This is a genomic window from Mesorhizobium sp. WSM1343, from assembly GCF_055901535.1.
Map to the genome: position 1 here is coordinate 2,315,400 of NZ_CM148370.1, position 26,048 is coordinate 2,341,447.

Here is a 26,048-nt window from a genome sequence, read left to right on the forward strand (position 1 = left end):
CTTCCTTCTCCCCTTGTGGGAGAAGGTGGATCGGCGCGCAGCGCCGAGACGGTTGAGGGGTGGGTGACGGAGTGCCGTCGGCGCCAAGCTGGAGCACCCCTCATCCGACCGAGCTTCGCTCGGCCACCTTCTCCCACAGGGGGAGAAGGAAGAAACCTACTCCACCTTCACCAGCACGGCGCTTTCGAACTCGAGCACCTTGGCGCCGGTCGAATCGAAAGCTTCCGAACGCAGCGCCAGCAGCCGCCAGCCGGGGCGTGAGGCAATCGGGCGGTGCGACAGCGCGGTGCGCGTGAAGGTGATGGTTTGCCCGGCATAGACCGGCTTGAGCCATTTCAGGTTCTTGAAGCCAGGCGAGGGGCCGAATTCCGGCACCGGACCGGGGCCGCTCCACGCAGCGATCTCGGCGTCCATGCGGTTTTCGAGATTGAGTTTCATCCAGGTGGCGGCGGTGTGCCAGCCGGATGCGCAGAGCCCGCCGAGCACGCTTTTCTTCGCGGCCTCCTCGTCGGTATGGAAGATCTGCGGGTCGTATTTGCGGGCGAAGGCCTTGATCGCCTCGGGCTCGAATGTGTGCGAGCCGAGCGTCACCGTGGTGCCGATACGAAAGAACTCGTCCAGTGTCATGCTTGGCTCCCCGCGGCATCGCGCGTGAGGAACATGACGGAGTTCTCGAGCTCGAAGACGCTTTCGCCGCGCTGGTTGAACAGTTCGCTGCGCATTGTAACGAAGCCGAGTTGCGGCTTCGATTTGGACAGGCGCTTGGCAACGACCACCAGGGTGCCGGTCAGTTGATCGCCGGCCAGGACCGGCTTCTTCCATTTGACCTGATCGACGCCGGGCGCGCCCTGGCAGGTCGAGTCCAACAGGAAGGCATCGCACAGCATGCGCATGAACATGGCGCAGGTGTGCCAGCCCGACGCCGCCAGCCCACCGAGGATGCTGGCCTTGCCGGCTTCCTCGTCGAGATGCATCGGCTGCGGGTCGAATTCTCCGGCGAATTCGACGATCTCAGCGGCACTCACGAGCTTCGAGCCGAGGTCGATCGATGCACCCTCGATGAAGTCCTCATAGGCCCATGTTTTTATCTCTGCGGTCATGGTCTGGAATCCGGCTTGTCGACCCACGATCCCCAGGATCGGGGTTTCCGGATGCAGGCCGGCGTTCATTTGGTCAAGCGATTTCTACTGCGCCAGCCTGTGGCAGCCGATCGACAGGCCCACTCAGAGCCAGCCGCGGCGGCGGAAATACCAGAAGGGCAGGATCGCCGACAGCACCATCATGGCGATGGCGAAGGGATAGCCAAGTTCCCATTTCAACTCGGGGATGGCGTCGAAATTCATGCCGTAGATCGAGGCGACCAAAGTCGGCGGCAGGAAGATGACGGCGGCGACCGAAAAGATCTTGATGATGGCGTTCTGCTCGATCGAGATCATGCCGAGCGTCGCGTCGAGCAGGAAAGAGATCTTCTGCGATAGGAAGGTGGCGTGGTCGGCGAGTGACAGCACGTCGCGGGACAGCGTCTTGATGCGCGCCTTGGTGTCCTTGCTCATCTTGGTGCGGGTCGAGGCATGGGCGAAAAAGCCCGCCAGGCGCTGCAGCGAGATCAGGCTGTCGCGGATCGAAGACGCGATGTCCTCCTTGCGGCCGATGGCTTTCAACAATTCCTGGAAGTCGCGATTGCGCTTGGAAACCTTGGTCGATCGCGCCTCGAAGATATCGCGCGAGATCGCCTCGATGTCACGGCCGGCACGCTCCAGAATGTCGGCGAGACGGTCGACGATCGCCTCCAGCAAGCCGATCAGGATGGTGTCGCCGCTGGTGCAGCCGGTCGCCACCTTCTCGGCGCGCTGCGGAAAGGTCTTGAAGGCCTTCGGCTCATGGTAGCGCACAGTGATCAACCTTGTGCCGGCGAGCACGAAGGTGACCGGCGACATCAAGGGATCGTCGACCTCGGTCTGCGCGGGCAGGGTTGCGGTCATGAAGTAGGCGCCGTCCTCGACATAGAGGCGGCTCGAAATCTCGATCTCCTCCATCTCCTCGCGCGTCGGAATGGCAACGCCGAGCCAGCTCTCGATCGTCGCTTCCTCTTCCTTTGTCGGGTTGAAGAGGTCCGCCCAGACGATGGTCTCGCTGTTTGCCAGGAGATCGTCGACGACGCGCAGGCGATCATTGTCCACGACGAAGGCCTTGATCATCGCCGGATTCCCTTGCTGGGGCCAAAGGGTGCGTTCGGATTGACGCGTCGTGTTGGATTGCACGGTTCCCGGCGCCAGCGCCGACCGTGCGTCTGCCGCTTAGACCTGTGACGTGACAAAATCAAGACAAGTGGCTGTCCCGGGCGGCCCGCCGGATGGCCGCCGGCCGAGTCGGAAAATCACGCCTGAAAGTTTCGTCGGTTACCCCGTCGGATGTCTGGATGCTCGATAGACCAGCCTCAGGTGTTGAATTTGAACAGCAGGATGTCGCCGTCCTGGACGACATATTCCTTGCCTTCGTCGCGGGCCTTGCCGGCTTCCTTGGCCGCCACTTCGCCGCCCAGTGTGACGAAGTCATTGTAGGCGATGGTCTGGGCGCGGATGAAGCCGCGCTCGAAATCGGTGTGGATGACGCCGGCGGCCTGGGGGGCCTTGTCGCCCTTATGGATGGTCCAGGCGCGCGTCTCCTTCGGCCCGACGGTGAAGTAGGTGATGAGGTGCAACAGATCGTAGCCGGCGCGGATGACCTTGTTGAGGCCGGGCTCGTCGAGGCCGAGCGAGGACAGGAATTCCATTTCTTCCTCATCGGAGAGCTGTGCGACCTCGGCTTCGATAGCGGCCGAGATCACCACGGTGCCGGCGCCCTGGGCGGTCGCCATCTTTTCCACGGCCCTGGTGTGCTCGTTGCCGGTGGCTGCGTCGGCCTCGGCGACGTTGCAGACATAGAGCACGGGATGCGAGGTCAGAAGGTTCAGGCCCTGCAGGATGCGCAAATCTTCGGCCGAAATATCCTTGAGCAGGATGCGGGTCGGCTTGCCGGCCTGCAGCAGTTCGAGCGCTGCCTCCATCATCGGCAGCACTGACGTCGCTTCCTTGTCCTTGCTGCCGGCGCGCTTGCGGAATTGCACGATGCGGCGCTCGAGGCTGTCGAGGTCGGCGAGCATCAGCTCGGTTTCGACCGTCTCGGCATCGGCCACCGGGTCGATGCGGCCCTCGACATGGGTAATGTCGTCATCCTCGAAGCAGCGCAGCACATGCACGATGGCGTCGACCTCGCGGATGTTGGCGAGGAACTGGTTGCCCAGCCCTTCGCCCTTCGAGGCGCCGCGCACCAGACCGGCAATGTCGACGAAGGAGATGCGGGTCGGGATGATCTCCTTTGACTTGCCAATCGCCGCGATCTTCTGCAGGCGCGGATCGGGCACCGCGACCTCGCCGGTATTCGGTTCGATGGTGCAGAACGGATAGTTGGCGGCCTGCGCCGCAGCTGTTCTGGTCAACGCGTTGAAAAGCGTCGACTTGCCGACGTTGGGCAAGCCAACGATGCCGCATTTGAAACCCATTTTGTCCGGTCCTATCGGGAAATAGAAATTTGATCAGGGCTATGGCGATAGGGGTGATCAACGTCAAGCCCTTCGGTTCCCTTGATGCTCAGTCCTTGCCGCCGAACAGCTTCTTCAGCATGGCGGCCATCGGACCGCTTTCCGGCAGCTTGGCCAGGGGCTGTTGGGGCCGTGCCTGGCGGACGTGACTTTGCTGCTTCTGCGCCGGCTGCTTAGGTGCCGATTTTTCGGGCTCCGGCCCGGCCTTGCCCTGGACGGCGAGACTGGCTTTGTTCATGAAGCCGGATTCGTCGCCTTTGGCGATCATGGCGGCGTTGTCGGCGATCGCGTCGAGCAGCGGGTCAAGCCATTCGCGGTCGGCCTTGTCGAAATCGCCGAGCACATGGTGCTGGACCATTTCCTTGACGCCTGGATGGCCGACGCCGATGCGTACGCGGCGATAGGCGTTGCCGACATGGCCATCGATCGAACGGATGCCGTTATGGCCGCCGGCACCGCCGCCGGTCTTTATGCGCAGCTTGCCTTCGGCAAGATCGATCTCGTCATAGAAGACGGTGAGCGCGGAAAGCTCGAGTTTGTAGAAGCGCAGCGCTTCGCCGACCGACTGGCCGGACAGGTTCATGAAGGTCTGCGGCTTGATCAGGACGACTTTTTCGCCGCCGAGCGAGCCCTCGGCGATCAGGCCCTGAAATTTCTTCGACCAGGGCGAAAAGGAATGGCGGCGGGCGATTGCGTCCGCCGCCATGAAACCGACATTGTGCCGATTGCCGGCGTATTTCGCGCCCGGATTGCCGAGACCTGCAAACAGCAGCATCGCCTGCTCCGGGCGTGAAAGAGTTACTTCTCTTCGGCGGCAGGAGCCGCTTCAGGTGCAGCCGCTTCAGCCGTCTCTTCCGTCTCCGGCTTCATCGCCGACGAACCGGCAATGGTCGCGATGGTGAAGTCGCGGTCGGAGATCACAGGCTTGACCCCAGCCGGCAGCTTGACCGCCGAGATGTGGATCGAATCGCCAATGTTGGCGCCGGTGAGATCGACGGTGATGAATTCCGGGATCGCATTGGCCGGGCAGTGGAACTCGACTTCGTGACGCACGATGTTGAGCACGCCGCCGCGCTTGATGCCGGGCGACTTGTCCTCGTTGATGAAGTGGACAGGCACGTCGACATTGACTTCGGTGTCCTTGCCGATGCGCAGGAAGTCGACATGGACAGGGAAATCCTTGACCGGGTCGAGCTGGAAGTCCTTCGGCAGGACCTGGATCTTCTTGCCGTCGACATCGATCGTGGCGATCGTGGTCAGGAACCCGCCGCCATGGATCTTGTAGTAGATGTCCTTGTAGGTGAGCGCGATAGCCAGGGGAGGCTGCTTGTCACCATAAATTACTGCAGGCACTTTACCGTTGCGGCGAACTGCACGGGCGGACCCCTTACCGACCTGTTCGCGTGCTTCGGCCTTGAGCTCGTAAGTGTCGTGGCTCATGGCATTTCCTTTCGGTTTGTTCTGGAGCGCTCACGGTGGGCAGAGTGCCTGGACCGTAAACGTCGAAAGCCGACATACCCATGCATGATCTGGTCCGAAAACCGGAATCCACTTTTCGGGATCATGCGGGAAGGCGGCCTTCCGCCGCGTTGCCTCCAAGGGTGTCTACGCGGGTGGCGGCTCTATAGCGGAAGGCGGCCGGAGGTGCAAGCCAAAGGCACGACCGGCCTGGTGCAGCCCAGACGGCCGCTATCCGCGCTTTTCGATGACGGCATAGAGCACGTTGCGGTTCTCGCCGAAGAATACCTGCGCCTCGACGGTGTTGCGGTCGACGCTGGCATTGACGATGTTCCACATATCGACCTCCGATCGCAGCAGCAACACCCAGTCCATGAACGTCTCCCGATACCCCGCGTCGGGGGTGCCCTCGGCGTAGTTGGCGAACAGGAATGTTCCGTTCGGCTTCAACATCTGCAGGCAGGTCTTCGTGAGTTTCACCGCGACGTTGTGGGCGAGGTAGTCGTAAAGGCCGGAGGCGTAGATGAAGTCGAATTTGCCGAGCTTGTGGCCCCGCGTGAGCACGGTTCGCACCGAGCCGTCGATGGCTTCGACGGCGGTGCCCTGGAAGTCGCGCGAGATCAGCCCAACGCTCTGGGGATCCTGGTCGAGCGCAACCCAGCGCTTGAGACGGCCCTCCGTCAGGGCGACCGAACGATTGGCTTCCCGCAAATGGCCGGCCGCGATCGCCAGAACCTCGGTTTCCGGTCCGTTCTTGGCCGCGATCTCGTCGACATATCGGGTCAGGAGGTCGCGTCGTTCCCGGGCCGCGACGCATGACGGTACGTTCTGGGTATGGCTATAGAGTGCTTTGCCGACCTCCGAGGCGTTCGCCACGCTCTCTGCCACGTGCGGATCACAATAGATGTAGTCGAGCAACTGCGCGTCGCCGGAATAGCCCCTGGGTTTGGTGAAGGACCAGTGCGTCAGTGGATCCTCGAGAAAATACTTCAGGATCGGATGGTTCTGCGCGACCGGTATCAACGCATGCCAGACGTCGGGATGAACCTTGGAATGCAGGCCATTGAGGAAGGACAGCAAGCGGCCGACGATCTCGGCCGGGTTCTTGTCCTGTTCGACCTGCTGCTGTGTCGCGTGGAGAATGAGGGCAAGCTCCGCGCGCGCGGTTTCGAACGCTTCGCCATGATGCTCGATCTTTCCCCGAGGCAGCGTGCCGGCGAGCATCTCGGCAGTAATCAAGCTTTTGCCATCAAGAACGGTCTGCACGCCATCACTCCATAGTTAACAGTCGGTTAACTTATTGCGTAGAATGCTCCCTTTGCCAATGTCGGGCCGACGGCATTTTAGGTTTATGATTAATTTCCCGCCAACCATGTTCGTTGGTTAATCAGCTTCCGAGCCGGATTCCGGGTTCGAGTTAACGGAAACTTGTCTTGCGCGATTGCATTTGTTTGCCCGGCGTTCGCAATCGCCGTCGCGTCCCAAGGAGCCGGCCCGCGTGGGGGCAGAAGCTGGAAATGAGTTCGGAAAACAAAATCCCTTTCAAAAGGGGTCGATTGTGATGAACGAACACGTGTCATCCGCATTGGCCGATACGGTTGATGCGGAGCCGTACGAGCCGCGCTACGAACTGGGGGCCGACGAACTTCGCGCCCTCTACCGCACCGAAGCCCGGGCGACGCGAAGAGGGGAAGCCAGGCCAGGGCTTTGGATCGCAGTTGCGATCTATCTCTTGTTTTCGGCAACGGATCTGCTGCTGATCCCGGATGTGGCCGCCTATACGATCACGGCGCGCTTCGCGGTCGGCTTGAGCGCGCTTTTGATCCTGGAAGCGCAGCTTCGCCACGGCGTCGGGACGGAATGGCTCGACGTGACCTGCGCCGGGGCCATCATCTTTGGCTATGTTGGTTGGCTGTGTCCGGCGATTATGGGCGCGGACAAGGAAAGCGTCTCTTACTATATGGTCTTTGGGACCATATTCATGATGAGCGCCAATCTCTTCTTTACATTCAATTTCAAGCTTTCTATCGTAACCTCGACAATAATCTTATGTATACTTTATATCGTAAATTACTTTGTTCCCTCAACTCTCATATACAAAATGGTATTTGGGGCTTTCTATGTTTCTTGTTTCACGTTCACCTCATATGTGAACTGGAAACTGAATGAGGAACGCTACAACGTCTTCCTGAACGCCCTGGAAGCCAAGATCCAGCACAATGAGGCGACCGAACGCGGCAAGGCCCTGCTGAGGTTGTCGCGGACCGATCCGCTCACGGGTCTGGAGAACCGGCGCGCGATCGACGAGAAGCTGCGAGACTACTGGAACGATTGGCAAAAGGTCGGCACCAGCTTTGGGGCGATCCTCATCGACGTGGACTTCTTCAAGAAGTTCAATGACTGCTACGGCCATCAGGAAGGCGACCGCTGCCTGATCCATGTCGCCAATGCCCTTAGCGATATGATCAAACAGTATAATGGCTCCATCGGCCGCTATGGCGGCGAAGAGTTCATCGTCCTGGCTCGCATGGAGAAAAAGGAGCAGATCCTGGACATTGCGGAAGCCATTTGCAGCACGGTGGAGAACCTGGCTCTGACGCACGAACTGCGGCGCGACGGCGTCTCGATCGTAACGGTAAGCGTTGGCGCCGCATTCACCCGGACGCAGACCGGGGCCAAGCTGGAGAAAATCATTCACGAGGCCGATCGCGCTCTCTATCTGGCAAAAGCCGGCGGCCGAAATTGTGCCCGGCTGTTCGATCCAACCGACCCGCAAAGCAGTGACGAGAGCGAGAACATTGCGGCTTTGCTGAAGATCGCGATCGGCCAGAATCTCGTTTCACTCGTTTACCAGCCTATCCAGGATGTCAAATCGGACCGGGTTGAAGCGGTGGAGGCTCTGATGCGCCTCAAGATGCTCGACGGCACATCGGTTCCGCCGAGCCTGTTCATTCCGGTCGCCGAACGGACCGGTGCGATCCTGGAACTCGGGCGCTGGGCGATAAGGACAGTGTGCGCCGAACTGCTGGCGGACGACCACGTCCGTGTCGTCAGTGTCAACGTCTCCCCGATCCAGCTCAAGACACCGGGCTTCGCGACGTCGGTCGCGACAATTCTGGGCGAGACCGGTGTCGCAGGCAGCAGGCTGGCCTTCGAGATCACCGAAGGGCTGGAGATGGAGATGCACTCCGACATCCTGCGCTGCATCAGCGATCTGAAGCTGCTCGGGATCAAGATCTGGCTTGATGATTTCGGGACCGGCTTTGCGGGCCTTTCGTGGCTTCGCCTGATCGATTTCGATACGGTGAAGATCGATCGCTCGTTTCTGCATGACTGCAGCTCCCCGAGCGGCAAGGCGATGCTGCAGGACATTATCACCCTGGTTCGAAATCGCGGCCACAAAATCCTGGTCGAAGGGGTGGAGACAGACGAGCAGATGGCCCTCATGCGCGAATTCGGCATAGACAAGATCCAGGGCTTCCATGTCGGCCGTCCCGCTCCCGCCGTCAGTTTCCAGGCAAAGCGAGCCATGCGCAAACGGCCATTTGCCGTGCTTAAGTCCGCATGATGGTGGCCTCTTCCGACGTTTGGCTAGCCGTCGTCAAGCCGTGCTAGCGGTCGCCGGTCAACGCGGCGCGTAACGCCTGGATCTGCCGGTTCAGCGCATCGAGCTCAGTCAGCGTCATGCCCGAGCGTTCGACCAAGGCTTCGTTCAGGCAGTTGCATTGGACAAGCAGTGCGCGCCCGGCTGATGTCAGATCGACCTGCACCTGGCGTTCGTCGGTCTGGCTGCGCTGGCGGGTCACCAGCCCGGCCTGCTCCATTCGCTTCACCAGCGGCGTGACGGTGCTCGATTCCAAAGCGAGCCGATGGGCGATGGTGCCGACCGACATGCCGTCGGCCTCTCCAAGCGCGTTCAACACCAGGTACTGCGGATAGGTGATGCCCATCTCGTCCAGCATCGGCTTGTAGGTGCGGTTGATCGCCATGCTGGTGGCATAGAGCGTGAAACAGAGCTGATTGTCCAACGGGAGAGGCACGGCGCATTCCTTTTGCCAATGTGGGCATCATTTCGATACCACGAAAAATGATATCGCGATACCTATTTTTGTGGACAAGGGTTTTAGGCCGCGTTAGCTATGTCGTTATCGCGATATTGTTTATCGCGAAAATAACCAGAAGGAGATTGAGATGACCTCGCAAACCAAACCCAGCTCCGGCAGCGGTACGATCACCACCAAGGACGGAACGCAGATTTACTACAAGGACTGGGGGACCGGGCAGCCTGTCGTCTTTCATCACGGCTGGCCGTTGAGCAGCGACGATTGGGACGCCCAGATGCTGTTCTTCGTGTCACAGGGCTACCGTGTCATTGCCCATGATCGCCGAGGCCATGGCCGCTCGACCCAGACGGATATCGGCAACGAGATGGACACCTATGCCGCCGACGTCGCGGAACTCGCAGCCCATCTGGACCTCAAGAACGCCATCCATGTCGGCCATTCGACCGGCGGCGGCGAAGTGGCGCGTTATGTCGCCAAGTATGGCGCCGGCGGCCGTGTCGCCAAGGCGGTGCTGATCGGCGCGGTGCCGCCAATCATGCTCAAGACTGCCGCCAATCCCGGCGGCCTGCCGATCGAAGTGTTCGACGGCTTCCGCTCCGCGCAGGCAGCCAATCGCGCCCAGTTCTTCCGCGACGTTCCATCAGGTCCGTTCTACGGCTTCAACCGCCCGGGCGCAGAGGTATCGCAGGGCGTCATCGACAATTGGTGGCGCCAGGGCATGATGGGCGGCACCAAGGCGCATTATGATTGCATCAAGGCCTTTTCGGAAACCGACTTCACCGAGGATCTGAAGGCGATCGACGTGCCTGTGCTGGTCATGCACGGCGACGACGACCAGATCGTTCCCATCGCGGACTCGGCGCTGCTGACGATCAAGCTGCTCAAGAAGGGCGAGCTCAAGGTCTACAAGGGCTTCCCGCACGGCATGGCCACGACCCATGCAGACATCGTCAACGCCGACCTGCTGGCCTTCTTCAAAGCATAGGCCGTTGGAACGAAAAAAGCACCCGCCGTCCGGCGGGTGCTTTTCCTTGCGTGGGTTTCAGGCCTGATCTAGGCGGCCGCCTGCGCCTTGCGCGCTTCCTTCATGTTGGGCAGGAACACGGTCAGCAATCCAAGGAACGGCAAATAGGAGCAGATCTGGAAGACGAAATCGATGCCCTTCATGTCGGCGACGACGCCGAGCACGGCCGCCGCGATGCCGCCCATGCCGAAGGCGAAGCCGAAGAAGATGCCGGCGATCATGCCGACGCGGCCCGGCACGAGCTCCTGCGCAAAGACGACAATGTTGGAGAAGGCCGAGGAGAGGATCAGCCCGATCAGCACCGTCAGCACCATCGTCCATTCCAGATTGGCGTAGGGCAGGGCGAGCGTGAAGGGCAGCACGCCGACGATGGAGAACCAGATCATCGCCTTTTGCCCATAGCGGTCGCCGAACGGGCCGCCGAGCAGGATGCCCAGCGCCGAGGCACCGAGAAACAGGAACAGCATGACTTGGCTCATCTGCACAGAAACGCCGAACTTATGCATGGAATAGAAGGTGTAGTAGCTGGCGAGGCTGGCGATGTAGGCATTCTTGCTCAGAACCAGCAGTGTCAGCACGATCAATGCATTCATCACCTTGCGGCGCGGGAAGGGCGAAACGAAGCTCGCCGCCTTGCGGGTGCCCTGCGCGGCACGCAGCCGGCTGTACCAGCCGCCGACCTGCCACAAAACGATGATGCCGATCAGCGAGCCGACGGCGAACCAGGAAATGCTGGTCTGGCCGAACGGCACGACGATGAAGGCCGCCAGCAGCGGCCCCATGGACTGGCCGAAATTGCCGCCCACCTGGAACAGCGACTGCGCCAGGCCGAAGCGGCCGCCGGAAGCGAAGCGGGCGATGCGCGAGGATTCCGGGTGGAAGATCGCCGAGCCGATGCCGATCAGCGAGGCGCCGATCAGCAGCAGCGAATAATGCCCGGCATAGGCGAGCACGATCAGGCCGATCAGCGACGACGCCATGCCATAGGGCAGCGAATAGGGCATCGGCCGCTTGTCGGTGATCATGCCGATCAGCGGCTGCAGCAAGGATGCGGTCACCTGGAAAGTGAAGGTTAACAAGCCGATCTGCCAGAAATCGAGGCCATAATTCTCTTTCAGGAGCGGGTAAATGGCCGATAGCAGCGACTGCATGATGTCGTTGATGCAGTGGCAGAAGCTCACCGCCAGGATGACGGTGAAGGCCGTCGCCTGGGCTGAGGCGTGACTGGCGCTCGCCGGTGGGGCGACGCTGGCTGCTGTCGTATCGGTCAAGGTAGGCTCCGTGGTCTTTTTGGCGGGCACGCCCGCAGGCAACTGGCGGACGCTCCTTGCGGCCATCCTAGGGACGGTGCCTTATAAGCCGCTTGCGAGACGACTTCTTTCGTGGTTTGGTCCAATAGTTTCGCAAGTGGGCCATAACTAGATGCCGCACGGCAAAGAAGTCTTTCACGCTGGCAATGCCAATCTCGGCCAGTTGCACGAGAGCCGCTGGCAGTGGCTTGAGCAAGTGGCCGGGCCGGCGGTGGCATTGCCGACCGAATATCCTGACGGCTACCGCGTGCCACAGCACCGCCACAGCCGCAGCCAGCTCTTGCATGCGCTTGTCGGTGTGGTGCTGGTGACGACCCGCTACGGGCGCTGGATGGTGCCGCCCGACCACGCGATGTGGATTCCAGCCGGCACCGAGCATTCCGTCGAGATGCTGGGCGACGTCTCGATGCGTTCGGTTTATGTCATGCCACAGGCGATCCCCGGGCTGCCCGAAGGCTTGCGCGTCGTCGGCGTCACCGACCTGATGCACAGCCTGATCGTGGAATCGGAGAAGCTCCCGCAAGGCGGCGTTCTGGAAGGACGCGGTGGGCTGATCATGAACCTTTTGCTGCACGAAATCCCGACCTTGCCGGAACGGCCTCTTGGGCTACCATTTCCGTCGGATCCAAGATTGTCGGCGCTGTGCCGACGCTTCGTCGCAGCACCGTCGCCGCATGCGACCATCGACGAGTGGGCCGATGCAGCCGGCATGAGCCGCCGTTCCTTCACGCGCGCCTTCCAGCGCCAGACCGGCCTGTCGCTGTCGACATGGCGCCAGCAGGCCTGCCTGTTCGCGGCGCTGCCCAGGCTGGCGGACGGCGAGCCGATCACCAGGGTGGCGCTTGATCTCGGCTATGACAGCGTGCCGGCCTTCATCACCATGTTCAAGCGCATGCTGGGGACCTCGCCGCGCGGCTATATGCGCGGCGCACGCGAGAACGTCGAGGTCGCTCGTCGCCTGATCGGCCCGGTTCGGTTGGAAAGCTCCGCGCCTTAAGGGCAGGCGGGTTTAGTCGAACAGGCTGGACACCGATTCCTCAGTCGCCGTGCGCGAGATGGCTTCGCCCATCAGGTCGGCGATCGAGATGACGCGGATGTTGGGCGCGTCGAGCACGCCCTGGGTCGGCTGGATGGAATCGGTGATCACCAGTTCCTGCAGCTTCGAGCCGCTGATGCGGGCAACGGCACCGCCCGACAGCACGCCGTGGGTGATGTAGGCGGTGACGCTGGTGGCGCCGTTGGCCAGCAGTGCATCGGCGGCATTGCACAGCGTGCCGCCGGAATCGACGATGTCGTCGATCAGCAGGCAATCCTTGCCGGCGACCGCGCCGATGATGTTCATCACTTCCGATTCGCCCGGCCGTTCGCGGCGCTTGTCGACGATGGCCAGTTGCGCATCGAAGCGCTTGGCCAGCGCACGAGCGCGGACCACGCCGCCAATGTCGGGCGAAACCACCACGACGTTGCCGAGTTGCTTGTATTTGGCCTTCACGTCGCGGGCCATGACCGGCACGGAAAACAGATTGTCGGTCGGGATGTCGAAGAAGCCCTGGATCTGGCCGGCATGCAGGTCGAGCGTCAGAACGCGGTCGACGCCGGCGCGGGTGATCATGTTGGCAACCAGCTTGGCCGAGATCGGCGTGCGGCCGGAGGCGCGGCGGTCCTGCCTGGCGTAGCCGAAATAAGGGATGACCGCCGTGATGCGCTTGGCCGAGGAGCGCATGAAGGCATCGATCATGATGAGCAGTTCCATCAAATGATCGTTGGTCGGAAACGAGGTCGACTGCAGGATGAAGACATCTTCGCCGCGCACGTTTTCCTGGATTTCGACGAAGATTTCCTGGTCGGCGAAGCGCCTGACCGTGGCTTTGCCCAGCGGGACATTGAGGTACCGGGCGACTGCTTCGGCCAGCACCCTGTTGGAATTGCCCGCGAAGAGTTTCATGCACGGTTCCTGGTGGAGGATGATGAGGCCTGACGGACTCGCTTGCGCCCTTTAACCGGGCTTTTAGCGGCCCGCGCTGGTATTGCAAGCGCCGAGATCGGGAATCCGCCGGCTAAACTCAAGAAAGCTCCGCGCCATCGCCGGACTGCAACACGGAGCAGGGGATTTGTGCTGGTTCTTCTTCTCATTGGGCATCGGATTTTCCCAAAACCGTCTCCACTTTGGGGTCCGATGCCTCTAGCCCGCCTTGCCGCCGAGCCAGGCGGCGAACTGGTCGATGGTCTGGTCGGCGATCGCCTGCATGGTGGCCGGCGAGATCCCCTTCCAGCTGTCGCCGCCCGCGCTGGCGCCGGAATTGACCGACGGAGCCTTCTGCTGGCCATTGATGCGGTGCAGCCGGTTGCCAGCGGGGTCATAGACGTCCCAGACATAGATGACGGTGGTGTCGGCGCCTTCCGACATCGTCGAGAAATAGCCCTTCAGCACATGTGTCACGGTCTGGTCGGCGCTGCCGGCGAGAGTGATGCCGCGCTGCCTGGCACGGGTCTGCAACTCCGCCGTCAGAGGTGTCGCAGCTTCCACCGAAGCGCCTACGATCGGCGCGATCTGCAAGCGGGTCTTCGACAGGATGGCAGCGCTTTGGGCCGATGTGACCGGTGCGGCGGCGGTTGCGGGAGCGCCAGACGTGCTGGTGGCGGGTCCGGCCGGAACCGTTGCCGCCGTGTTGCCTGACGTTGCGGGCAGCGTCTGGGTCGACGTCGCCGGCGGGGTGATCGCCGACGGTTCGAGCACGTCCTTTGCGTTGGTGCAGGCGGCAAGAGCCAATGCCACAAGCAATGACACGGTCGTCACATGCGATCGTCTCATTTGCCTTCTAACTCCTTGGCGAAGAACGCCTCCCACTGTGGATTCACTTTACGATCAAGTCGAGATCATGGCGGGACAGCGGCCTGGGCTGGGATTCGGTGGTCAGGTAGGTGCGGCCAAGCGTCATCGCCGTCTCGGTGTCGGAGTCCATGATGATCATATGGGCGAACAGCGTCATGTTGGGCGCGATCGGTTCGGGATTGCCCTGGTAGAACATCGGCATGTCCATCCAGGACGGGGTGAAGCGGGCGCCGACCGAATAGCCGCAGGCGTTCAGCCGGTGCTTGGTCAGGCCGTGTGCCTCCATGGTGCGGGCATGCGCATCGAAGACGTCGCCGAAGCTGTTGCCCGGCATCATCGCCTTCTCGACAGCCAGGAGTGCTGCGCGGGCGGCGTCGAACAGTTCCTGATGGCGCTTCGACACCTTGCCGGTCAGCACCGTGCGCATCATCGGCGCATGGTAGTGGTTGAAGACGCCGGCCCATTCGAGCGTCAGCTGGTCGTTCTTGGTGAGCTTGCGGCGGCCGGCCTTGTAGCGGCACAGCAGCGCATCGACGCCGGAGCCGATGATGAACTCGTTGGCCGGATAGTCGCCGCCGCCGGCGAAGATCGCGCCCTGCATGGCGGCCAGGATCAGAGCTTCGTCGCCGCCTTGCTTGATCAGCGGCAGTGCCGCGTCGAGCGCATCGTCGGAGAGATTGGCGGCCTTCTCGGCCTTGGCTATCTCGGCCGGGCTCTTGAACAGGCGCAGCCGGCCGACAATGCCGGACGCATCGGCGATCTGGCCGAAGGTCTGCAACTGCTCGTCCAGGCGGCGGCCGTTGAAGGCGGTCAGGCCGTGGGTGTCGTATTCGACGCCGATGCGGGCGCCGAGCAGGTCGAGTTCGTTGAGCAGATTGCGCAGGTCGACCGCGGGATTGGCGCCGTTGCGGTCGGTCCACAAGACGATGTTGTCGATAATCGAGGTCTGACGTGCCTGGCGCAGGTCGGCCGAGCGGGTCAGAAGCACCATCGAACCGTCGGCCTTGACCACCAGGCACTGGAAGAAGCAGAAGCCGAACGTGTCGTAGCCGGTCAGCCAATACATGCTTTCCTGCGCGAACAGCAGGATGGCGTCGAGCTTCTTTTCGGCCATCTCGATGATCAGCCGGTCGCGCCGCGCGTCAAATTCAGATCGTTCAAAATGCAGCGCCATTATTCCCTCTCCAAGACAATTGCCGAAACCTGCCGGCCGTAATCGGGCTCCTTGCGATGCGTGGTGCGCCGATAGGAGTAGAACAGGCCTTCCTCGGCGTAAGTGCAGCGGTCTAGGCCCTCAGCCGTCACGCCTGCCTTGGCCAGCCGGTCAACCGTGTAGCGGTTGAGGTCGAACATCGCATGGCCGGCATTGGCGGACGGAGCGAAATAGAGGATGTTTTCGGCGTCGGCTTCGACAAAGCGGGCGACGAATTCCGGGCCGACCTCGTAGTTTCGCGGGCCGATGGAGGGGCCTAGCACGGCGACGATGTTTTGGCGCCGGGCGCCGAGGCTTTCCATCGCCAGGATGGTGTTTTCTAGCACGCCGGTGAACGCGCCTTTCCAGCCGGCATGCGCAGCGCCGATGATGCGCGCCTGCGCATCAGCGAACAGCACGGGACCGCAATCGGCGGTCGAGGCGCCGATGGCGATGCCCGGCCGGTCGGTGACGATGGCGTCCGCCTTGGGGCGCTCGCCGGCAAAGGGCTCCCTGGCAATGACGACATCGGGCGAATGGATTTGCCAGGCGGTCAACAGATGGCTTGCCGGCACGCCCATCCAGGCAGCGACACGGGCGCGGTTCTCGGCAACCAGCGCCTGGTCGTCATCCGATCCGGTGCCGATGTTGAGGCCCTGATAGATGCCGCCGGAAACACCGCCGACGCGGGTGAAATAGCCGTGGCGGATGCCTTGTGCCTGCGCCTTGTCCAGCAGCGGCGACCGAACGGGATCCGGTTTGGTCTGATTCAGCATGCGGGCGTTGTTGTCCGTGTGGGCGGTTTCGTCAAGAAGAAGGTGCTTGGTCGAGAACAGGCTGCAAAGCGCGGACGGGAGATTGGGAGGGGCGGCGGTAAAAAGTCAATCCGCCTCGGCAAAGGGCCGAACCGCCACGCCGCGAGGCAGCACCGCAAGCACCTTGAACAGCTCGCCCATGGCTTGCGGCCCGGCGAGGCGCTCGACGTCGCCGGCGATCCTTTCGCGCGCCGCCTGACCGGCATCGGCGCCAAGGCGGCCGGCGCGCTCGAGGATGCCCATGCCGAGCAGGAAGTCGCCCTGTGTCGTCAGATGGGCTTCGAGGCCATGTGCACGCGCGATCGCGGCAAGGGCGGCGAAATCGACGTGGGACGTGAGGTCGGCCTCACCGGGATTGGCCAGCACATCTTCGTGATCGTGGCTGCGCAAGGCCTGCAGCGTGTCCCCGACACCCGGCTGGAAATGGCCGTAATCGAGAAACAGGCCGGCGCCGCCATGCCTGGATATGCGCTCGGCGATTGTTGCCATCAGCGCGGTGCGGGCAGGTGCCACTTCGGCGATCGCGCCTTGCGGCGCGTGAGCGGCATCGGCGGGCAGCAGCGTCGGGTCGACCGAGCCGGCGCCGGCGAAGAAGCAAAGGTCGTTGGTCTCGTCGAGGCCGACCATGCGCTCGCGCCAGCCGGCGCCGGCGCGGATGAACTGGCGGATGGGAACGGCGTCGAACAGTTCGTTGCCGACGATGAACAGCGATTGTTGCGGCAAGGTCTCGATGGTTTCGTGCCAGCCAACCGCGAAGGGTGTGACGCCAAGCGTCTTTTTTTGCACCTCGGTCAGGCGCGGGCTTGTCTCGATCATGGCGAAGGTGGCGCCGTTGGCCAGGTCAGGATCGAGCCGCGACAGCGTGCGCAGCATGTCCTTCATCAGCGTGCCGCGGCCGGGTCCGATCTCGGCGATGGTGGCCGACCGCGACCGGCCGCCCGCCAGCCAGGCTTGATAAAGCCACACGGCGACCAGTTCGCCGAACATCTGGCTGATTTCCGGCGCGGTGATGAAGTCGCCGCCCGCACCAAAGGGCTCGCGCGTCGTGTAGTAGCCGTCCGCCGGGTCGAACAGGCAGAGCGCCATGTACTCGTTGACGGGAAGCGGCCCCAGGGCCTCGATCAGGTCGACGATGCGGGTCTTCAGCCGTGTCATGCCGGCTGCGGCTGTGCCACCGGCTTGGCGGTCAGCATCGCCCAGATGCCGGCCAACACCATCGGCGACGACAGGATCATGCCCATGGTCAACCAGTTGGTGCCGAGGAGATAGCCGAGCTGCTGGTCGGGTTCGCGGAAGAACTCGACGAAGATACGCGACAGGCCGTAGCCGCAGATGAAGGCGCCGCCGACGAAGCGCGGCGTCTTCAGCCTGAGGCGCGAATGGGTGAGGATGCGCAGCACGAGGAACAGCACCACGCCCTCCAGAAGCGCCTCGTAAAGCTGGCTCGGATGACGGGCAAACGGCCCGCCATTGGGGAATTCGAACGCCCAGGGCACGTCGGTTGGCCGGCCCCACAGCTCGGAATTGATGAAGTTGGCGACGCGCACCAGGCCAAGGCCGACCGGCACGCCGGCCGCCACGACATCGAACAGCGACCAGGTGCGGATGCCGCGCTTGATGGAAAACAGCGTCATGGCGAGGATGACGCCGAGCAGGCCGCCATGGAACGACATGCCGCCCTGCCACACGGCGAAGATATCGAGCGGGTGCGCGATGTAGCGCGCCAGATCATAGAAGAGCACATAGCCGGTGCGGCCTCCGAGCACGACGCCGATGGCCGCCCAGACGATGAAATCGTCGAGATCCTCCGGCTTCATCGGCAGGACGCCGTTCGGCCACAGCCTGGCATTGGCGGCGAGCCGCTTGGCATACCACCAGGCGAACAGGATGCCGACGATATAGCCGACGCCATACCAGTGCACCGCCAGCGGCCCGATCTGGATGAGGATCGGGTTGATGTTGGGGAAGGGCAGGGAGGCCAGCGGCAGCAGGAAATATTCGTTCAACGGGGAACTCTCGATTGCGAACGTGTTTCGGCGCGGACCATGCGGCAGGGTTTTGGCAGGGTCAAGGCAAGGTGGGCGCACTCGACTTGATGCCGCAGCAAGGTGCAACAAGCTTGCATTCGACGCGCGGCGCCACTACGTCAATTTTGTGCAAGCGCGAGGATTTGCCATGTCGACCGGACCGAACCGCATTCTCGATGAATTCGCCAAGCTGATGACCGACGCCGCCGGCGCCGCCCAGGGCGTGCGCCGTGAGGTGGAGACCGCCTTCAAGGGGCAGGCCGAGCGCATTCTCAACACGATGGACGTGGTGCAGCGCGAAGAGTTCGAAGCCGCGCGCGAGATGGCCGCCAAAGCGCGGGAAGAGAATACCCGCCTTGCCGCCCGCATCGAGGCGCTCGAGGCGAAGCTTGCAGAACTGGCCGGCGACGCCACATCAGCGACGGCCGCCAAGCCGCGCACAAAAAAATAATCGTTAAACTTTTCCACATAGCCCGATCCTGAAAAGCGCTTTGCCGTGAATCGCTTAACGGCATTGCATGAATCTTTGTGACAGCGGCTTTCCACATGCGAATGACGCAGTGCGAAAAATTGGGCTGTTCACGCGACTCCCGATCAATAGACTGAATTTGTTGCATGATTCGGAGCAGGATCATGCGACCGGGCGGTGGGGTCCGGTCTGGGGTCTTTGCGTCGAGAAGTCGTCTTTGCGCGAGGAAAGTCCTGGCCGTCCGAGTTCTAGACAAGATTGTTCGTTGTGTGTGCCCTCCCGCGGAGCGTGTGGCGGCGCTCGTACAGAACGACAGGAAGCATTCCATGGAACTTCTCGAACTCGAATTCTCCCGCGAAATCCATCCGGTGGATGTTATCGAGCAGGTGGCCCACAACAACGACTGGTCTTTCGAGCGGGCCGGCGACGACGAGATTTCGATCTCGGTTGCCGGAAGCTGGACCGACTATCACGTCTCCTTTTCGTGGATGGAGGATTTCGAGGCGCTGCACCTGGCCTGCGCCTTCGATATCAAGGTGCCGGAGACCCGCACGCTGGAAGTGATGCGGCTCTTGTCGCTGATCAACGAGCAGATGCTGTTTGGCCATTTCGACCTCTGGGAGCAGGAGGGCGCGATCATGTTCCGCCAGTCGCTGCTGCTGGCCGGCGGGGTCGAGCCGTCGAGCCAGCAGGTCGAAGTGTTGCTGTCGTCGGCGCTGGAAGCCTGCGAATGCTATTTCCAGGCATTCCAGTTCGTCGTCTGGTCGGGAACCTCGGCCAAGGATGCCCTGGCCGGTGTGCTGTTCGAGACCTACGGCAACGCCTGAGTCCCCGTTAAGGCAGACAAGACCAAGATGAGTTCGAACACCGAGCGCAAGCCCGAGATCAGTTCTGCCGATTTCGATCGTGTCGACATCCGCGCCGGCACGATCGTCGAGGCCGAGCCGTTTCCCGAGGCGCGCAAGCCCGCGTTCAAGCTGAAGATCGATTTCGGCGCCGGCATCGGTATCAAGAAATCGTCGGCGCAGATCACCAAATACTATACACCGGAGACGCTGATCGGCCGGCAGGTGTTCGCGGTGGTCAATTTCCCGCCGCGCCAGATCGGTCCATTCATGTCGGAAGTGCTCACTCTCGGCTTTCCCGACGAAGAGGGCGCCGTGGTGCTCGGCGCGATCGAGCGTAAGGTGCCGGATGGCGGGCGGTTGTTTTAGGGTCTCAACTGGGGATCGGAATCCCCCGCGAACCGGGATGGATTGATAATCCTTTCGGCAGATGCTTCAGCATGAATTTCATGCCATGTCGTGACAGGAGTGTCGCGCGTGGACATCATCCGCTTTTCCTGTCCGCGTCGACCAATTTCCTTATTCTGTAAAATTTGAACTGTTTGCCTTCGGCGATTAATTCAAGGTTGCCGTGTCGTGGCGGGCTGCGCTCCGGCGCGATTACCAGCAGATAGTCAAAGTCACGGGTCCAATGCGCTGCATACGCTGCCTCGACCGGTGGTAAAGCACCGGCGGCGTAGGCCTCCAGCTCAGACATCGGGATAGGCCCGCCTTGCGGTACGGTCAGGTTTGCCACTTCCGGCCGGGGCCTCACCGGCTGTTTTCCCGGATAGGTGAACAGCGTTGGCATCAGTGCATTGCGTGTGACTACAGCCAACGCGGCAGCATTGTACATTGGATAAAGGAGCAGATTCGTTGGCGGGTCGTCTGGGAGGCCATTCTGGCCGGTAAGGATTCGCGAACCCATTGGAATGGCGTCGAACGCGGTCATAAGGGCACGATATTCGCCGCGGCACGACAATTGGGCCCAGATCGCGATGCCACTGTTTGCAAGCCCGGCGCCAAACGCCAGCGCGACGAGAAGTGTTCCACGCGAGCCTTGCGGACGCTTGATCGTGACGAAGGCTGGCAGGATCAGAACAAGCGCCAGAAGGACGCGCCCGTCGACAAAGGCCGTGTCCGCAACGCGAAACGGCATGAGAATGAACAGGCACAAGAGCCCAAAGCCTATCCAGCAGCCGACGCGAGAGACCGCCACCATCCTGTGCTTCACCGCAAGGTAACTGAGAATGACCAGCACCACGGTCACGGCTGAGGAAGTGTATCTGCTGAAGCCGTTGACTTGAACCAGCGCCAACAATTTCGCCGACAGGGCCCATTCGGTTCCTTCGCCACCCACTTTGCCGCCGTAGGCGAGCGCCAGGGCGCCAACTGCGACGACCGGAGCAGCCATTCCGGCAACCAGCAAGATCGTGCGTTTCCAATTCTCAATATGGTCTGGCCAGCGGGAGAGTTCGTACAGCCCCACCACAATGCCATACAGGCCGAGGGCAAATAGGTGAGAGATATACAGAACCACGACGAAGACGGCGTGGATCGCAAGGCGCAGCGGCAAAGGTCTTTCCGCAAGCCAAATCCAAACCGCGATGGACCAAAGAACGATCCCGAGTCCAAATTCAAAATTCACGAATCCGAAAGCGAAAGGCATGGCGTAGAGGAAGAGCGAAGCGACGAAGCCGCTGAGGATCACACGCCCCTGTGCGGCCGCTCCGACGGCCATTGCCCCGCTGACGACCAGCATTTGCGAGACTAGATAGAAAAGCTTTGATGCCAGCTCGATCCCGATCAAGCGCCCAGCGAACGGGACGACGAGATCCATGGCTAGATTAGGGTAGGGTGCCCACGCGGCTTCATAGTAGGGATGGGCTTCGGGCGTACCGGCGCGCATCAGGATCGACATTCTTGCGAGATGATTTGGATAGTCTGCCATAGCGGGTATGTCGACGAGCAGTACGGGCAAGAAAGCCACCACCAGCAGAACTATCAGCAAGGTACCTTCGGGCCTGATGAAATGGTTCGTGTAACTGTTGATTTTGTTGCTGACTGTTGCTTCGAGCATGCCGCAATGTAGGTAGAAATGGTAAATTTTGAGTCGCCGACAATTGCCAAGGATTCTCCATGTCGTTGGGAGGGCGAGATGACGGCGCGGCTCAAGTATGGATGACTACGCAGCCCTGAACTGCGTTGTCAATCTGACTTGGTCATGGCTTCGAAGTCGCACAATACGTCATGCCGAACATCCCTTTGAAACAAGGTGCCGTGGCAGACTAACGGTTGATTGTGCGTCGCCGCGCTTTGTCATCCGTGGCGGTGTGTCAGCTTCGCCCTTGGATAACGAAAAGCACGATCAGGCCGCCAGCTTTCGCGGTGTGCCCAGTGCTTCCTCGACCGTGTCGAGGAACATTTCCGCACAGGCCTTCCAGCTGTAGCGCATGGCGCGTTCGCGGGCCTCGGCACGGTCGACGTTGAGCGCGGCGAGTGAGGCCTCGCGCAAATCGTTGGAGACCGCGCCGCCAAAACCATCGCCGACAATGTCGATCGGCCCGGTCACCGGATAGGCGGCAACCGGCGTGCCGCTGGCCAGTGCCTCGATGATGACGTTGCCGAACGTGTCGGTGCGGCTCGGGAAGACGAAGACGTCGGCCGAGGCATAGATCTCGGCCAGTTCGTCGTTGGGGCGATGGCCGAGGAAATGCGCTTGCGGATATTTCGCCTTCAGCCTGGCAAGCTCGGGGCCTTCGCCGACGATCACCTTGCTGCCGGGCAGGTCGAGGTCGAGGAAAGCACCCAGGTTCTTTTCGATGGCGACGCGGCCGACGCAGAGGAAGATCGGGCCGGGGAAGCCGAGGTCCTTCTTCCTGTCCGGGCGGAAATGGTCGGTGTCGACGCCGCGCGTCCATGGCCGCAGCTTGGTGAAGCCGCGCGCGGAAAGGTCGTCGGCGAGCGACTGGGTGGCGACCAGCGTGCCCTGGCCGGAATTATGGAAATCGCGCAGCCAGCGATAGGCCCAGCTTTCCGGCACCGGCAGGCGGGCGCTGAGATATTCGGGAAAGCGCGTGTGATAGCTGGTGGTGAATGGACGGCCGGCATTGCGGCAATAGCGCCGCGCCATGATGCCCAGCGGTCCTTCGGTGACGATGTGGATGTGGTCGGCCTTGCCGGCGTCGATCAGGCGCGCGACATGGCCGGGCGTGGTCAGCGCCAGCCTGATGTCGGGATAGGTCGGCAAGGGCAGGGTGCGAAAGATATTGGGCGTCAGGAAATCCACCGCGACGTCGAAGGACTTCAGCGTCTCGGTGAGCCGCTCCAGCGTGTGGACGACGCCGTTGACCTGCGGGCGCCAGGCATCGGTGACCATCAGTATGCGCATGGCGGCCCTTTGCTTGAAAGGTCGACGGTTGCCTTGAGACGATGCCGGAACGGCGACCAGCCTGCTGCTCTCGCTTCGCTCCAGCGCACCCGGACAGGTACGGGGTCGAAGTGAGGCGGCAAGGCCGAATCAATTGAGGTCGCGCGCTTCATGCGCGCTCTTGATCATGGTTTCATGACGGGCGGATGAAGCCGTTTCCACTTTTCGGAATCGTGCCCGGTTATGCCGGAACCTTGATGATGGCGCGCAGTCCGCCGAGCGGGCTGTCTTCAAGAGTGATGTCTCCGCCATGGGAGCGGGCGATGTCGCGGGCGATCGACAGGCCGAGCCCGGTGCCGCTGGCATCGAGGTTGCGGGCCTCGTCGAGCCGCACGAAAGGCTTGAACACGTCTTCGCGTCGATCGGCGGGAATGCCCGGACCATCGTCATCGATGGTGACCAGCAGCGAGCCGCGGCCATGGGTGGCGTTGACCTCCACCGTCTTGGCATAGCGGAAGGCGTTGCCGATGACGTTGGACATCAGCCGGGCAAAGGCATTGGGCCGCACATGCACATCGTGATCGCCGGCAAGCGTCGTCGACAGCTTACGCTTGCGCAGCCTGGCTTCCTCGTCGAGCTTTTCGAAATAGGCCTCGAGATCGAACCGTCCGGCGTCTTCCGAAGCTTCGCCGCGGGCAAAGGACAGATAGCCTTCGAGCATCGACTGCATGTCGTCGATGTCCTGGTCGAGCGCTGCCTTGGTCTCGGCCTTGCCGCCGGAAAGCGCCAGCTGCAGCTTGAAGCGAGTGAGGATGGTTCTGAGGTCATGGCTGACGCCGGTCAGCATGGCGGTGCGCTGTTCGATCTGGCGTTCGATGCGCTCGCGCATCTGCATGAAGGCAAAGCCGGCGCGGCGAACCTCCTCGGCGCCGCGCGGCCGGAAATCGCGCGGCATCGGCCGGCCTTTGCCAAAGCTTTCGGCGGCTTCGGCAAGCATCAGGATCGGCCGGATCTGGTTGCGCAGGAAGGGAATGGCGATCATCAGCAGCACCAGCGAGGTGCCGACCATCCAGATCAGGAAGATGTGGGTGTTCGAGGCATAGGCCTGGCTGCGGCGCACGAAGACGCGCAGCACCTTGCCCTCGAGCTGCACGCGCACCTCGACGATGTTGGAGTTGCCGACCGTGTCGATCCAGAACGGGCGGTTGATCTGGCGGGTGATCTCGGACGAGAGAACATCATCCAAAATCGAGAAAAACGGCTTTGGACCGGGCGCGGGGAGTGGGTCGGGCGGCAAGAGGTCGACCTTCAGCTGCATGCGGTCCTGGGCGATGCGGATTATGTTGGTGTAGTCGGCATCGCGCGGATAGGTCTCGATCAGGTCGATGATGGCGGCGATGTCGCGCACGGTGGCCTGCGACAGGCGCTGCGTCACGGTTGCCCAGTGACGTTCCATGAAGACGAAGGCGACGACCGATTGCAGCAGGATCATCGGCGCGATGACGATGATCAGCGAGCGGGCATAGAGCCGCTTGGGCATATAGAGCGAGACGAGGCGCCAGAAGCGGTTCCAGGCGCGCGGCACCGCCTTCAGCGTCCGCGCGGCGCGTGCGCTCAAGCCGCCATTGCCCGGCTGTTCCAGTTCCGTGGTTGCCATTCGCTCTTTTCGCTTGCCCGCAGCCGTTCAGCCGGCCGCAGGCGGCATTCTATTCCACGCTGAGCCGATACCCAATACCGCGTACGGTCTGCAGCCAGACCGGATTGGACGGATCGCGCTCGATCTTGCGGCGCAGCCGGTTGATCTGGACGTCGATGGTGCGCTCGCCGACTTCCGAATCGTCGCCGACAAGCTCGTGGCGGGGTATCGTCTCGCCCGCCCGCGCGGCGAAGATCGCCAGGATCTCCTGCTCGCGATCGGTCAGCTTCAACGCCTCGCCGCCACGCTTCAATTCGCGCCGGGCGATCTGGAAGGTATAGGGGCCGAAGACCAACTGCTCGACCTTGGGCGTGGTCGCCGGGCCACCGCGGCGCAGGATGTTGTTGATGCGCAGGATCAGCTCGCGCGGATCGAACGGCTTTGGCAGATAGTCGTCGGCGCCAGCCTCCAGCCCTGAGATGCGGCTGTCGGTCTCCGACAGCGCTGTGAGCATCAGGATCGGTACGTTCTTTTCGGCCCGCAGCGACTTGGTCAGGTCGACGCCCGTCTCGCCGGGCATCATGACGTCCAGCACCAGAAGGTCGAAGTCGAGGCCGGCAAGCTTGCGCCTGGCTTCGCCGGCATTGCCGGCAACGGTGACGCGAAAGCCATTTTCGGTCAGATACTGCTTGAGAAGATTGCGGATGCGGGTGTCGTCGTCGACGACAAGCAGATGCGGCGCGTCGTCGTCCGGCGCGGCCGCGTGATCGACCCGTTCAGTGCTCTCCATGGCTTTTCCCTGACATTTTTGCGGACCCAACGTCGATCTGCGCCCTCAGTTCCGGATTGACCATCGCTTCGAGGAACCGTTCCACCAAGGTCCGTTCGGTTACTCCGGAATCCCCCAATGCAGCATGGATGCGGCGCGACTGTGGCCGCGCCAGCGCCAGCGCCAGCGCACGGCCCTTGGCTGTCGGATAAAGTTCGCGCTGGCGGCGGTCGCGCGGACCTTGCAACTGCACGATATGGTCGGTGTCGATCAGTTGCTTGAGCACACGGGCCAGGCTCTGCTTGGTGATCTTCAGCACGTCGAGCAGTTCGGCGACCGTCAGGCCCGGCCTGCGGTTGACGAAATGCAGCACCCGGTGGTGGGCCCGGCCGAAGCCGTAATCGGCCAGGATCTGGTCCGGATCGGAGGTGAAGTCGCGATAGGCAAAGAAGAGCAGCTCGATGATGGCGAAGTCGATGCCGTCCTCGACCGACATTGCGGTCCTGATCGGTTTTCCGGCGGCTGGGCTTCGATCCGTCATTATTTCTCCGTGGGAAAGAGAGATTATGTCAGTACTATTGACGTAATTTCCCTGCAATGGTAATTTTTGACAAGCTTTTGGGCGGATTGCGAACGAAAAGGCAAGGGAAGCCGGTTTTTCCGGAATTTCCTAAGTT

General features: G+C 62.0%; 26 protein-coding genes. 6 read left to right on the forward strand and 20 right to left on the reverse strand.

Translation table 11 applies throughout. The features are described from left to right. Positions 1 to 156 precede the first annotated feature (156 nt). The 7 genes from AC0NIL_RS11105 to AC0NIL_RS11135 form a co-directional block, all read right to left on the reverse strand. Entirely contained in the window at positions 157 to 627 is a 471-nt protein-coding gene (locus AC0NIL_RS11105) for a MaoC family dehydratase (protein WP_063168842.1), read from the reverse strand. Next, positions 624 to 1,100 (reverse strand): MaoC family dehydratase, encoded by a 477-nt coding sequence (locus AC0NIL_RS11110; protein ID WP_224621482.1) that lies wholly within the window; start codon positions 1,098 to 1,100, stop codon positions 624 to 626. The genes AC0NIL_RS11105 and AC0NIL_RS11110 overlap by 4 nt, the downstream gene beginning before the upstream one ends. A gap of 123 nt (positions 1,101 to 1,223) precedes the next feature. After that, positions 1,224 to 2,198 (reverse strand): magnesium/cobalt transporter CorA, encoded by a 975-nt coding sequence (corA, locus tag AC0NIL_RS11115; RefSeq protein WP_275952427.1) that lies wholly within the window; start codon positions 2,196 to 2,198, stop codon positions 1,224 to 1,226. A 239-nt stretch (positions 2,199 to 2,437) separates the two neighbouring features. Beyond that, a complete protein-coding gene (gene ychF / locus AC0NIL_RS11120; RefSeq protein ID WP_024505635.1) occupies positions 2,438 to 3,541 on the reverse strand; it encodes a redox-regulated ATPase YchF in 1,104 nt (367 codons plus the stop codon). A gap of 88 nt (positions 3,542 to 3,629) precedes the next feature. Beyond that, the gene (gene pth, locus AC0NIL_RS11125; protein ID WP_027162157.1) at positions 3,630 to 4,355 is read right to left on the reverse strand and encodes an aminoacyl-tRNA hydrolase; all 726 of its coding nucleotides are present in this window, start codon (positions 4,353 to 4,355) and stop codon (positions 3,630 to 3,632) included. Between the two features lie 23 nt (positions 4,356 to 4,378). Next, positions 4,379 to 5,020, reverse strand: a complete 642-nt coding sequence (locus tag AC0NIL_RS11130) for a 50S ribosomal protein L25/general stress protein Ctc (protein WP_013529995.1) — start codon at positions 5,018 to 5,020, stop codon at positions 4,379 to 4,381. 249 nt (positions 5,021 to 5,269) lie between these two features. Beyond that, the gene (locus AC0NIL_RS11135; protein WP_013529996.1) at positions 5,270 to 6,304 is read right to left on the reverse strand and encodes a methyltransferase; all 1,035 of its coding nucleotides are present in this window, start codon (positions 6,302 to 6,304) and stop codon (positions 5,270 to 5,272) included. 295 nt (positions 6,305 to 6,599) lie between these two features. On the opposite strand from AC0NIL_RS11135, the gene AC0NIL_RS11140 reads away from it, so the two are divergent. After that, on the forward strand, positions 6,600 to 8,606 hold the full coding sequence (locus AC0NIL_RS11140; protein ID WP_032808605.1) for a putative bifunctional diguanylate cyclase/phosphodiesterase: 2,007 nt from the start codon (positions 6,600 to 6,602) through the stop codon (positions 8,604 to 8,606). 43 nt (positions 8,607 to 8,649) lie between these two features. Here AC0NIL_RS11140 and AC0NIL_RS11145 read toward each other — a convergent pair whose 3' ends face one another. Continuing rightward, positions 8,650 to 9,078 carry a MarR family winged helix-turn-helix transcriptional regulator gene (locus tag AC0NIL_RS11145; protein ID WP_013529998.1) on the reverse strand — a complete coding sequence of 143 codons (429 nt, stop codon included), beginning with the start codon at positions 9,076 to 9,078 and terminating at the stop codon, positions 8,650 to 8,652. Positions 9,079 to 9,229: 151 nt separating this feature from the next. Between AC0NIL_RS11145 and AC0NIL_RS11150 the strand changes: the two genes are divergently transcribed. Continuing rightward, complete coding sequence (locus AC0NIL_RS11150; RefSeq protein WP_275952428.1) at positions 9,230 to 10,087, forward strand: alpha/beta fold hydrolase; 858 nt, start codon at positions 9,230 to 9,232, stop codon at positions 10,085 to 10,087. Between the two features lie 68 nt (positions 10,088 to 10,155). Here AC0NIL_RS11150 and AC0NIL_RS11155 read toward each other — a convergent pair whose 3' ends face one another. After that, positions 10,156 to 11,397: an MFS transporter gene (locus AC0NIL_RS11155; RefSeq protein ID WP_063170320.1), complete on the reverse strand. Its 1,242-nt coding sequence runs from the start codon at positions 11,395 to 11,397 to the stop codon at positions 10,156 to 10,158. A 151-nt stretch (positions 11,398 to 11,548) separates the two neighbouring features. Between AC0NIL_RS11155 and AC0NIL_RS11160 the strand changes: the two genes are divergently transcribed. After that, positions 11,549 to 12,433: an AraC family transcriptional regulator gene (locus AC0NIL_RS11160; protein WP_013530001.1), complete on the forward strand. Its 885-nt coding sequence runs from the start codon at positions 11,549 to 11,551 to the stop codon at positions 12,431 to 12,433. Positions 12,434 to 12,445: 12 nt separating this feature from the next. Here AC0NIL_RS11160 and AC0NIL_RS11165 read toward each other — a convergent pair whose 3' ends face one another. The 6 genes from AC0NIL_RS11165 to lgt all read right to left on the reverse strand — a co-directional run bounded on the left by AC0NIL_RS11165 (position 12,446) and on the right by lgt (position 18,282). Beyond that, positions 12,446 to 13,381: a ribose-phosphate pyrophosphokinase gene (locus AC0NIL_RS11165; RefSeq protein ID WP_013530002.1), complete on the reverse strand. Its 936-nt coding sequence runs from the start codon at positions 13,379 to 13,381 to the stop codon at positions 12,446 to 12,448. 237 nt (positions 13,382 to 13,618) lie between these two features. After that, a complete protein-coding gene (locus AC0NIL_RS11170; protein ID WP_063168841.1) occupies positions 13,619 to 14,248 on the reverse strand; it encodes a hypothetical protein in 630 nt (209 codons plus the stop codon). 43 nt (positions 14,249 to 14,291) lie between these two features. After that, complete coding sequence (locus AC0NIL_RS11175; RefSeq protein WP_013530004.1) at positions 14,292 to 15,443, reverse strand: M24 family metallopeptidase; 1,152 nt, start codon at positions 15,441 to 15,443, stop codon at positions 14,292 to 14,294. Beyond that, complete coding sequence (pgeF, locus tag AC0NIL_RS11180; protein WP_063172937.1) at positions 15,443 to 16,237, reverse strand: peptidoglycan editing factor PgeF; 795 nt, start codon at positions 16,235 to 16,237, stop codon at positions 15,443 to 15,445. Before pgeF ends, AC0NIL_RS11175 begins: the two co-directional genes overlap by 1 nt. Positions 16,238 to 16,342: 105 nt before the next feature. Beyond that, the gene (locus AC0NIL_RS11185; protein WP_027162150.1) at positions 16,343 to 17,431 is read right to left on the reverse strand and encodes a class I SAM-dependent methyltransferase; all 1,089 of its coding nucleotides are present in this window, start codon (positions 17,429 to 17,431) and stop codon (positions 16,343 to 16,345) included. After that, a complete protein-coding gene (lgt, locus tag AC0NIL_RS11190; protein WP_013530007.1) occupies positions 17,428 to 18,282 on the reverse strand; it encodes a prolipoprotein diacylglyceryl transferase in 855 nt (284 codons plus the stop codon). The genes AC0NIL_RS11185 and lgt overlap by 4 nt, the downstream gene beginning before the upstream one ends. 169 nt (positions 18,283 to 18,451) lie before the next feature. On the opposite strand from lgt, the gene AC0NIL_RS11195 reads away from it, so the two are divergent. The 3 genes from AC0NIL_RS11195 (at position 18,452) to AC0NIL_RS11205 (ending at position 19,986) form a co-directional block, all read left to right on the forward strand. Beyond that, entirely contained in the window at positions 18,452 to 18,754 is a 303-nt protein-coding gene (locus AC0NIL_RS11195) for an accessory factor UbiK family protein (protein ID WP_063168840.1), read from the forward strand. A 344-nt stretch (positions 18,755 to 19,098) separates the two neighbouring features. Then, complete coding sequence (locus AC0NIL_RS11200; protein ID WP_013530009.1) at positions 19,099 to 19,599, forward strand: type III secretion system chaperone family protein; 501 nt, start codon at positions 19,099 to 19,101, stop codon at positions 19,597 to 19,599. Between the two features lie 27 nt (positions 19,600 to 19,626). Next, positions 19,627 to 19,986, forward strand: a complete 360-nt coding sequence (locus AC0NIL_RS11205; RefSeq protein ID WP_473573565.1) for a tRNA-binding protein — start codon at positions 19,627 to 19,629, stop codon at positions 19,984 to 19,986. A gap of 115 nt (positions 19,987 to 20,101) precedes the next feature. Here AC0NIL_RS11205 and AC0NIL_RS11210 read toward each other — a convergent pair whose 3' ends face one another. The 5 genes from AC0NIL_RS11210 to AC0NIL_RS11230 all read right to left on the reverse strand — a co-directional run bounded on the left by AC0NIL_RS11210 (position 20,102) and on the right by AC0NIL_RS11230 (position 25,912). Further along, on the reverse strand, positions 20,102 to 21,676 hold the full coding sequence (locus tag AC0NIL_RS11210; protein ID WP_275952429.1) for a hypothetical protein: 1,575 nt from the start codon (positions 21,674 to 21,676) through the stop codon (positions 20,102 to 20,104). Between the two features lie 288 nt (positions 21,677 to 21,964). Beyond that, positions 21,965 to 22,987 (reverse strand): glycosyltransferase family 4 protein, encoded by a 1,023-nt coding sequence (locus AC0NIL_RS11215; protein ID WP_027162148.1) that lies wholly within the window; start codon positions 22,985 to 22,987, stop codon positions 21,965 to 21,967. Positions 22,988 to 23,207: 220 nt separating this feature from the next. Beyond that, the gene (locus AC0NIL_RS11220; protein WP_013530013.1) at positions 23,208 to 24,623 is read right to left on the reverse strand and encodes an ATP-binding protein; all 1,416 of its coding nucleotides are present in this window, start codon (positions 24,621 to 24,623) and stop codon (positions 23,208 to 23,210) included. Between the two features lie 49 nt (positions 24,624 to 24,672). Next, positions 24,673 to 25,392, reverse strand: a complete 720-nt coding sequence (locus AC0NIL_RS11225) for a response regulator (protein ID WP_013530014.1) — start codon at positions 25,390 to 25,392, stop codon at positions 24,673 to 24,675. Then, complete coding sequence (locus AC0NIL_RS11230) at positions 25,379 to 25,912, reverse strand: MarR family winged helix-turn-helix transcriptional regulator (RefSeq protein WP_024505623.1); 534 nt, start codon at positions 25,910 to 25,912, stop codon at positions 25,379 to 25,381. The genes AC0NIL_RS11225 and AC0NIL_RS11230 overlap by 14 nt, the downstream gene beginning before the upstream one ends. Positions 25,913 to 26,048: the final 136 nt, after the last annotated feature.

Excerpts from the sequence above, each read along its gene's own strand:
- AC0NIL_RS11105 (WP_063168842.1), bottom strand. The coding sequence starts at position 627 with ATGACACTGGACGAGTTCTTTCGTATCGGCACCACGGTGACGCTCGGC.
- AC0NIL_RS11110 (WP_224621482.1), bottom strand. The coding sequence starts at position 1,100 with ATGACCGCAGAGATAAAAACATGGGCCTATGAGGACTTCATCGAGGGT.
- corA (WP_275952427.1), bottom strand. The coding sequence starts at position 2,198 with ATGATCAAGGCCTTCGTCGTGGACAATGATCGCCTGCGCGTCGTCGAC.
- ychF (WP_024505635.1), bottom strand. The coding sequence starts at position 3,541 with ATGGGTTTCAAATGCGGCATCGTTGGCTTGCCCAACGTCGGCAAGTCG.
- pth (WP_027162157.1), bottom strand. The coding sequence starts at position 4,355 with ATGCTGCTGTTTGCAGGTCTCGGCAATCCGGGCGCGAAATACGCCGGC.
- AC0NIL_RS11130 (WP_013529995.1), bottom strand. The coding sequence starts at position 5,020 with ATGAGCCACGACACTTACGAGCTCAAGGCCGAAGCACGCGAACAGGTC.
- AC0NIL_RS11140 (WP_032808605.1), top strand. The coding sequence starts at position 6,600 with ATGAACGAACACGTGTCATCCGCATTGGCCGATACGGTTGATGCGGAG.
- AC0NIL_RS11150 (WP_275952428.1), top strand. The coding sequence starts at position 9,230 with ATGACCTCGCAAACCAAACCCAGCTCCGGCAGCGGTACGATCACCACC.
- AC0NIL_RS11160 (WP_013530001.1), top strand. The coding sequence starts at position 11,549 with ATGCCGCACGGCAAAGAAGTCTTTCACGCTGGCAATGCCAATCTCGGC.
- AC0NIL_RS11165 (WP_013530002.1), bottom strand. The coding sequence starts at position 13,381 with ATGAAACTCTTCGCGGGCAATTCCAACAGGGTGCTGGCCGAAGCAGTC.
- AC0NIL_RS11170 (WP_063168841.1), bottom strand. The coding sequence starts at position 14,248 with ATGAGACGATCGCATGTGACGACCGTGTCATTGCTTGTGGCATTGGCT.
- AC0NIL_RS11175 (WP_013530004.1), bottom strand. The coding sequence starts at position 15,443 with ATGGCGCTGCATTTTGAACGATCTGAATTTGACGCGCGGCGCGACCGG.
- pgeF (WP_063172937.1), bottom strand. The coding sequence starts at position 16,237 with ATGCTGAATCAGACCAAACCGGATCCCGTTCGGTCGCCGCTGCTGGAC.
- AC0NIL_RS11185 (WP_027162150.1), bottom strand. The coding sequence starts at position 17,431 with ATGACACGGCTGAAGACCCGCATCGTCGACCTGATCGAGGCCCTGGGG.
- AC0NIL_RS11195 (WP_063168840.1), top strand. The coding sequence starts at position 18,452 with ATGTCGACCGGACCGAACCGCATTCTCGATGAATTCGCCAAGCTGATG.
- AC0NIL_RS11200 (WP_013530009.1), top strand. The coding sequence starts at position 19,099 with ATGGAACTTCTCGAACTCGAATTCTCCCGCGAAATCCATCCGGTGGAT.
- AC0NIL_RS11205 (WP_473573565.1), top strand. The coding sequence starts at position 19,627 with ATGAGTTCGAACACCGAGCGCAAGCCCGAGATCAGTTCTGCCGATTTC.
- AC0NIL_RS11210 (WP_275952429.1), bottom strand. The coding sequence starts at position 21,676 with ATGCTCGAAGCAACAGTCAGCAACAAAATCAACAGTTACACGAACCAT.
- AC0NIL_RS11215 (WP_027162148.1), bottom strand. The coding sequence starts at position 22,987 with ATGCGCATACTGATGGTCACCGATGCCTGGCGCCCGCAGGTCAACGGC.
- AC0NIL_RS11220 (WP_013530013.1), bottom strand. The coding sequence starts at position 24,623 with ATGGCAACCACGGAACTGGAACAGCCGGGCAATGGCGGCTTGAGCGCA.
- AC0NIL_RS11225 (WP_013530014.1), bottom strand. The coding sequence starts at position 25,392 with ATGGAGAGCACTGAACGGGTCGATCACGCGGCCGCGCCGGACGACGAC.
- AC0NIL_RS11230 (WP_024505623.1), bottom strand. The coding sequence starts at position 25,912 with ATGACGGATCGAAGCCCAGCCGCCGGAAAACCGATCAGGACCGCAATG.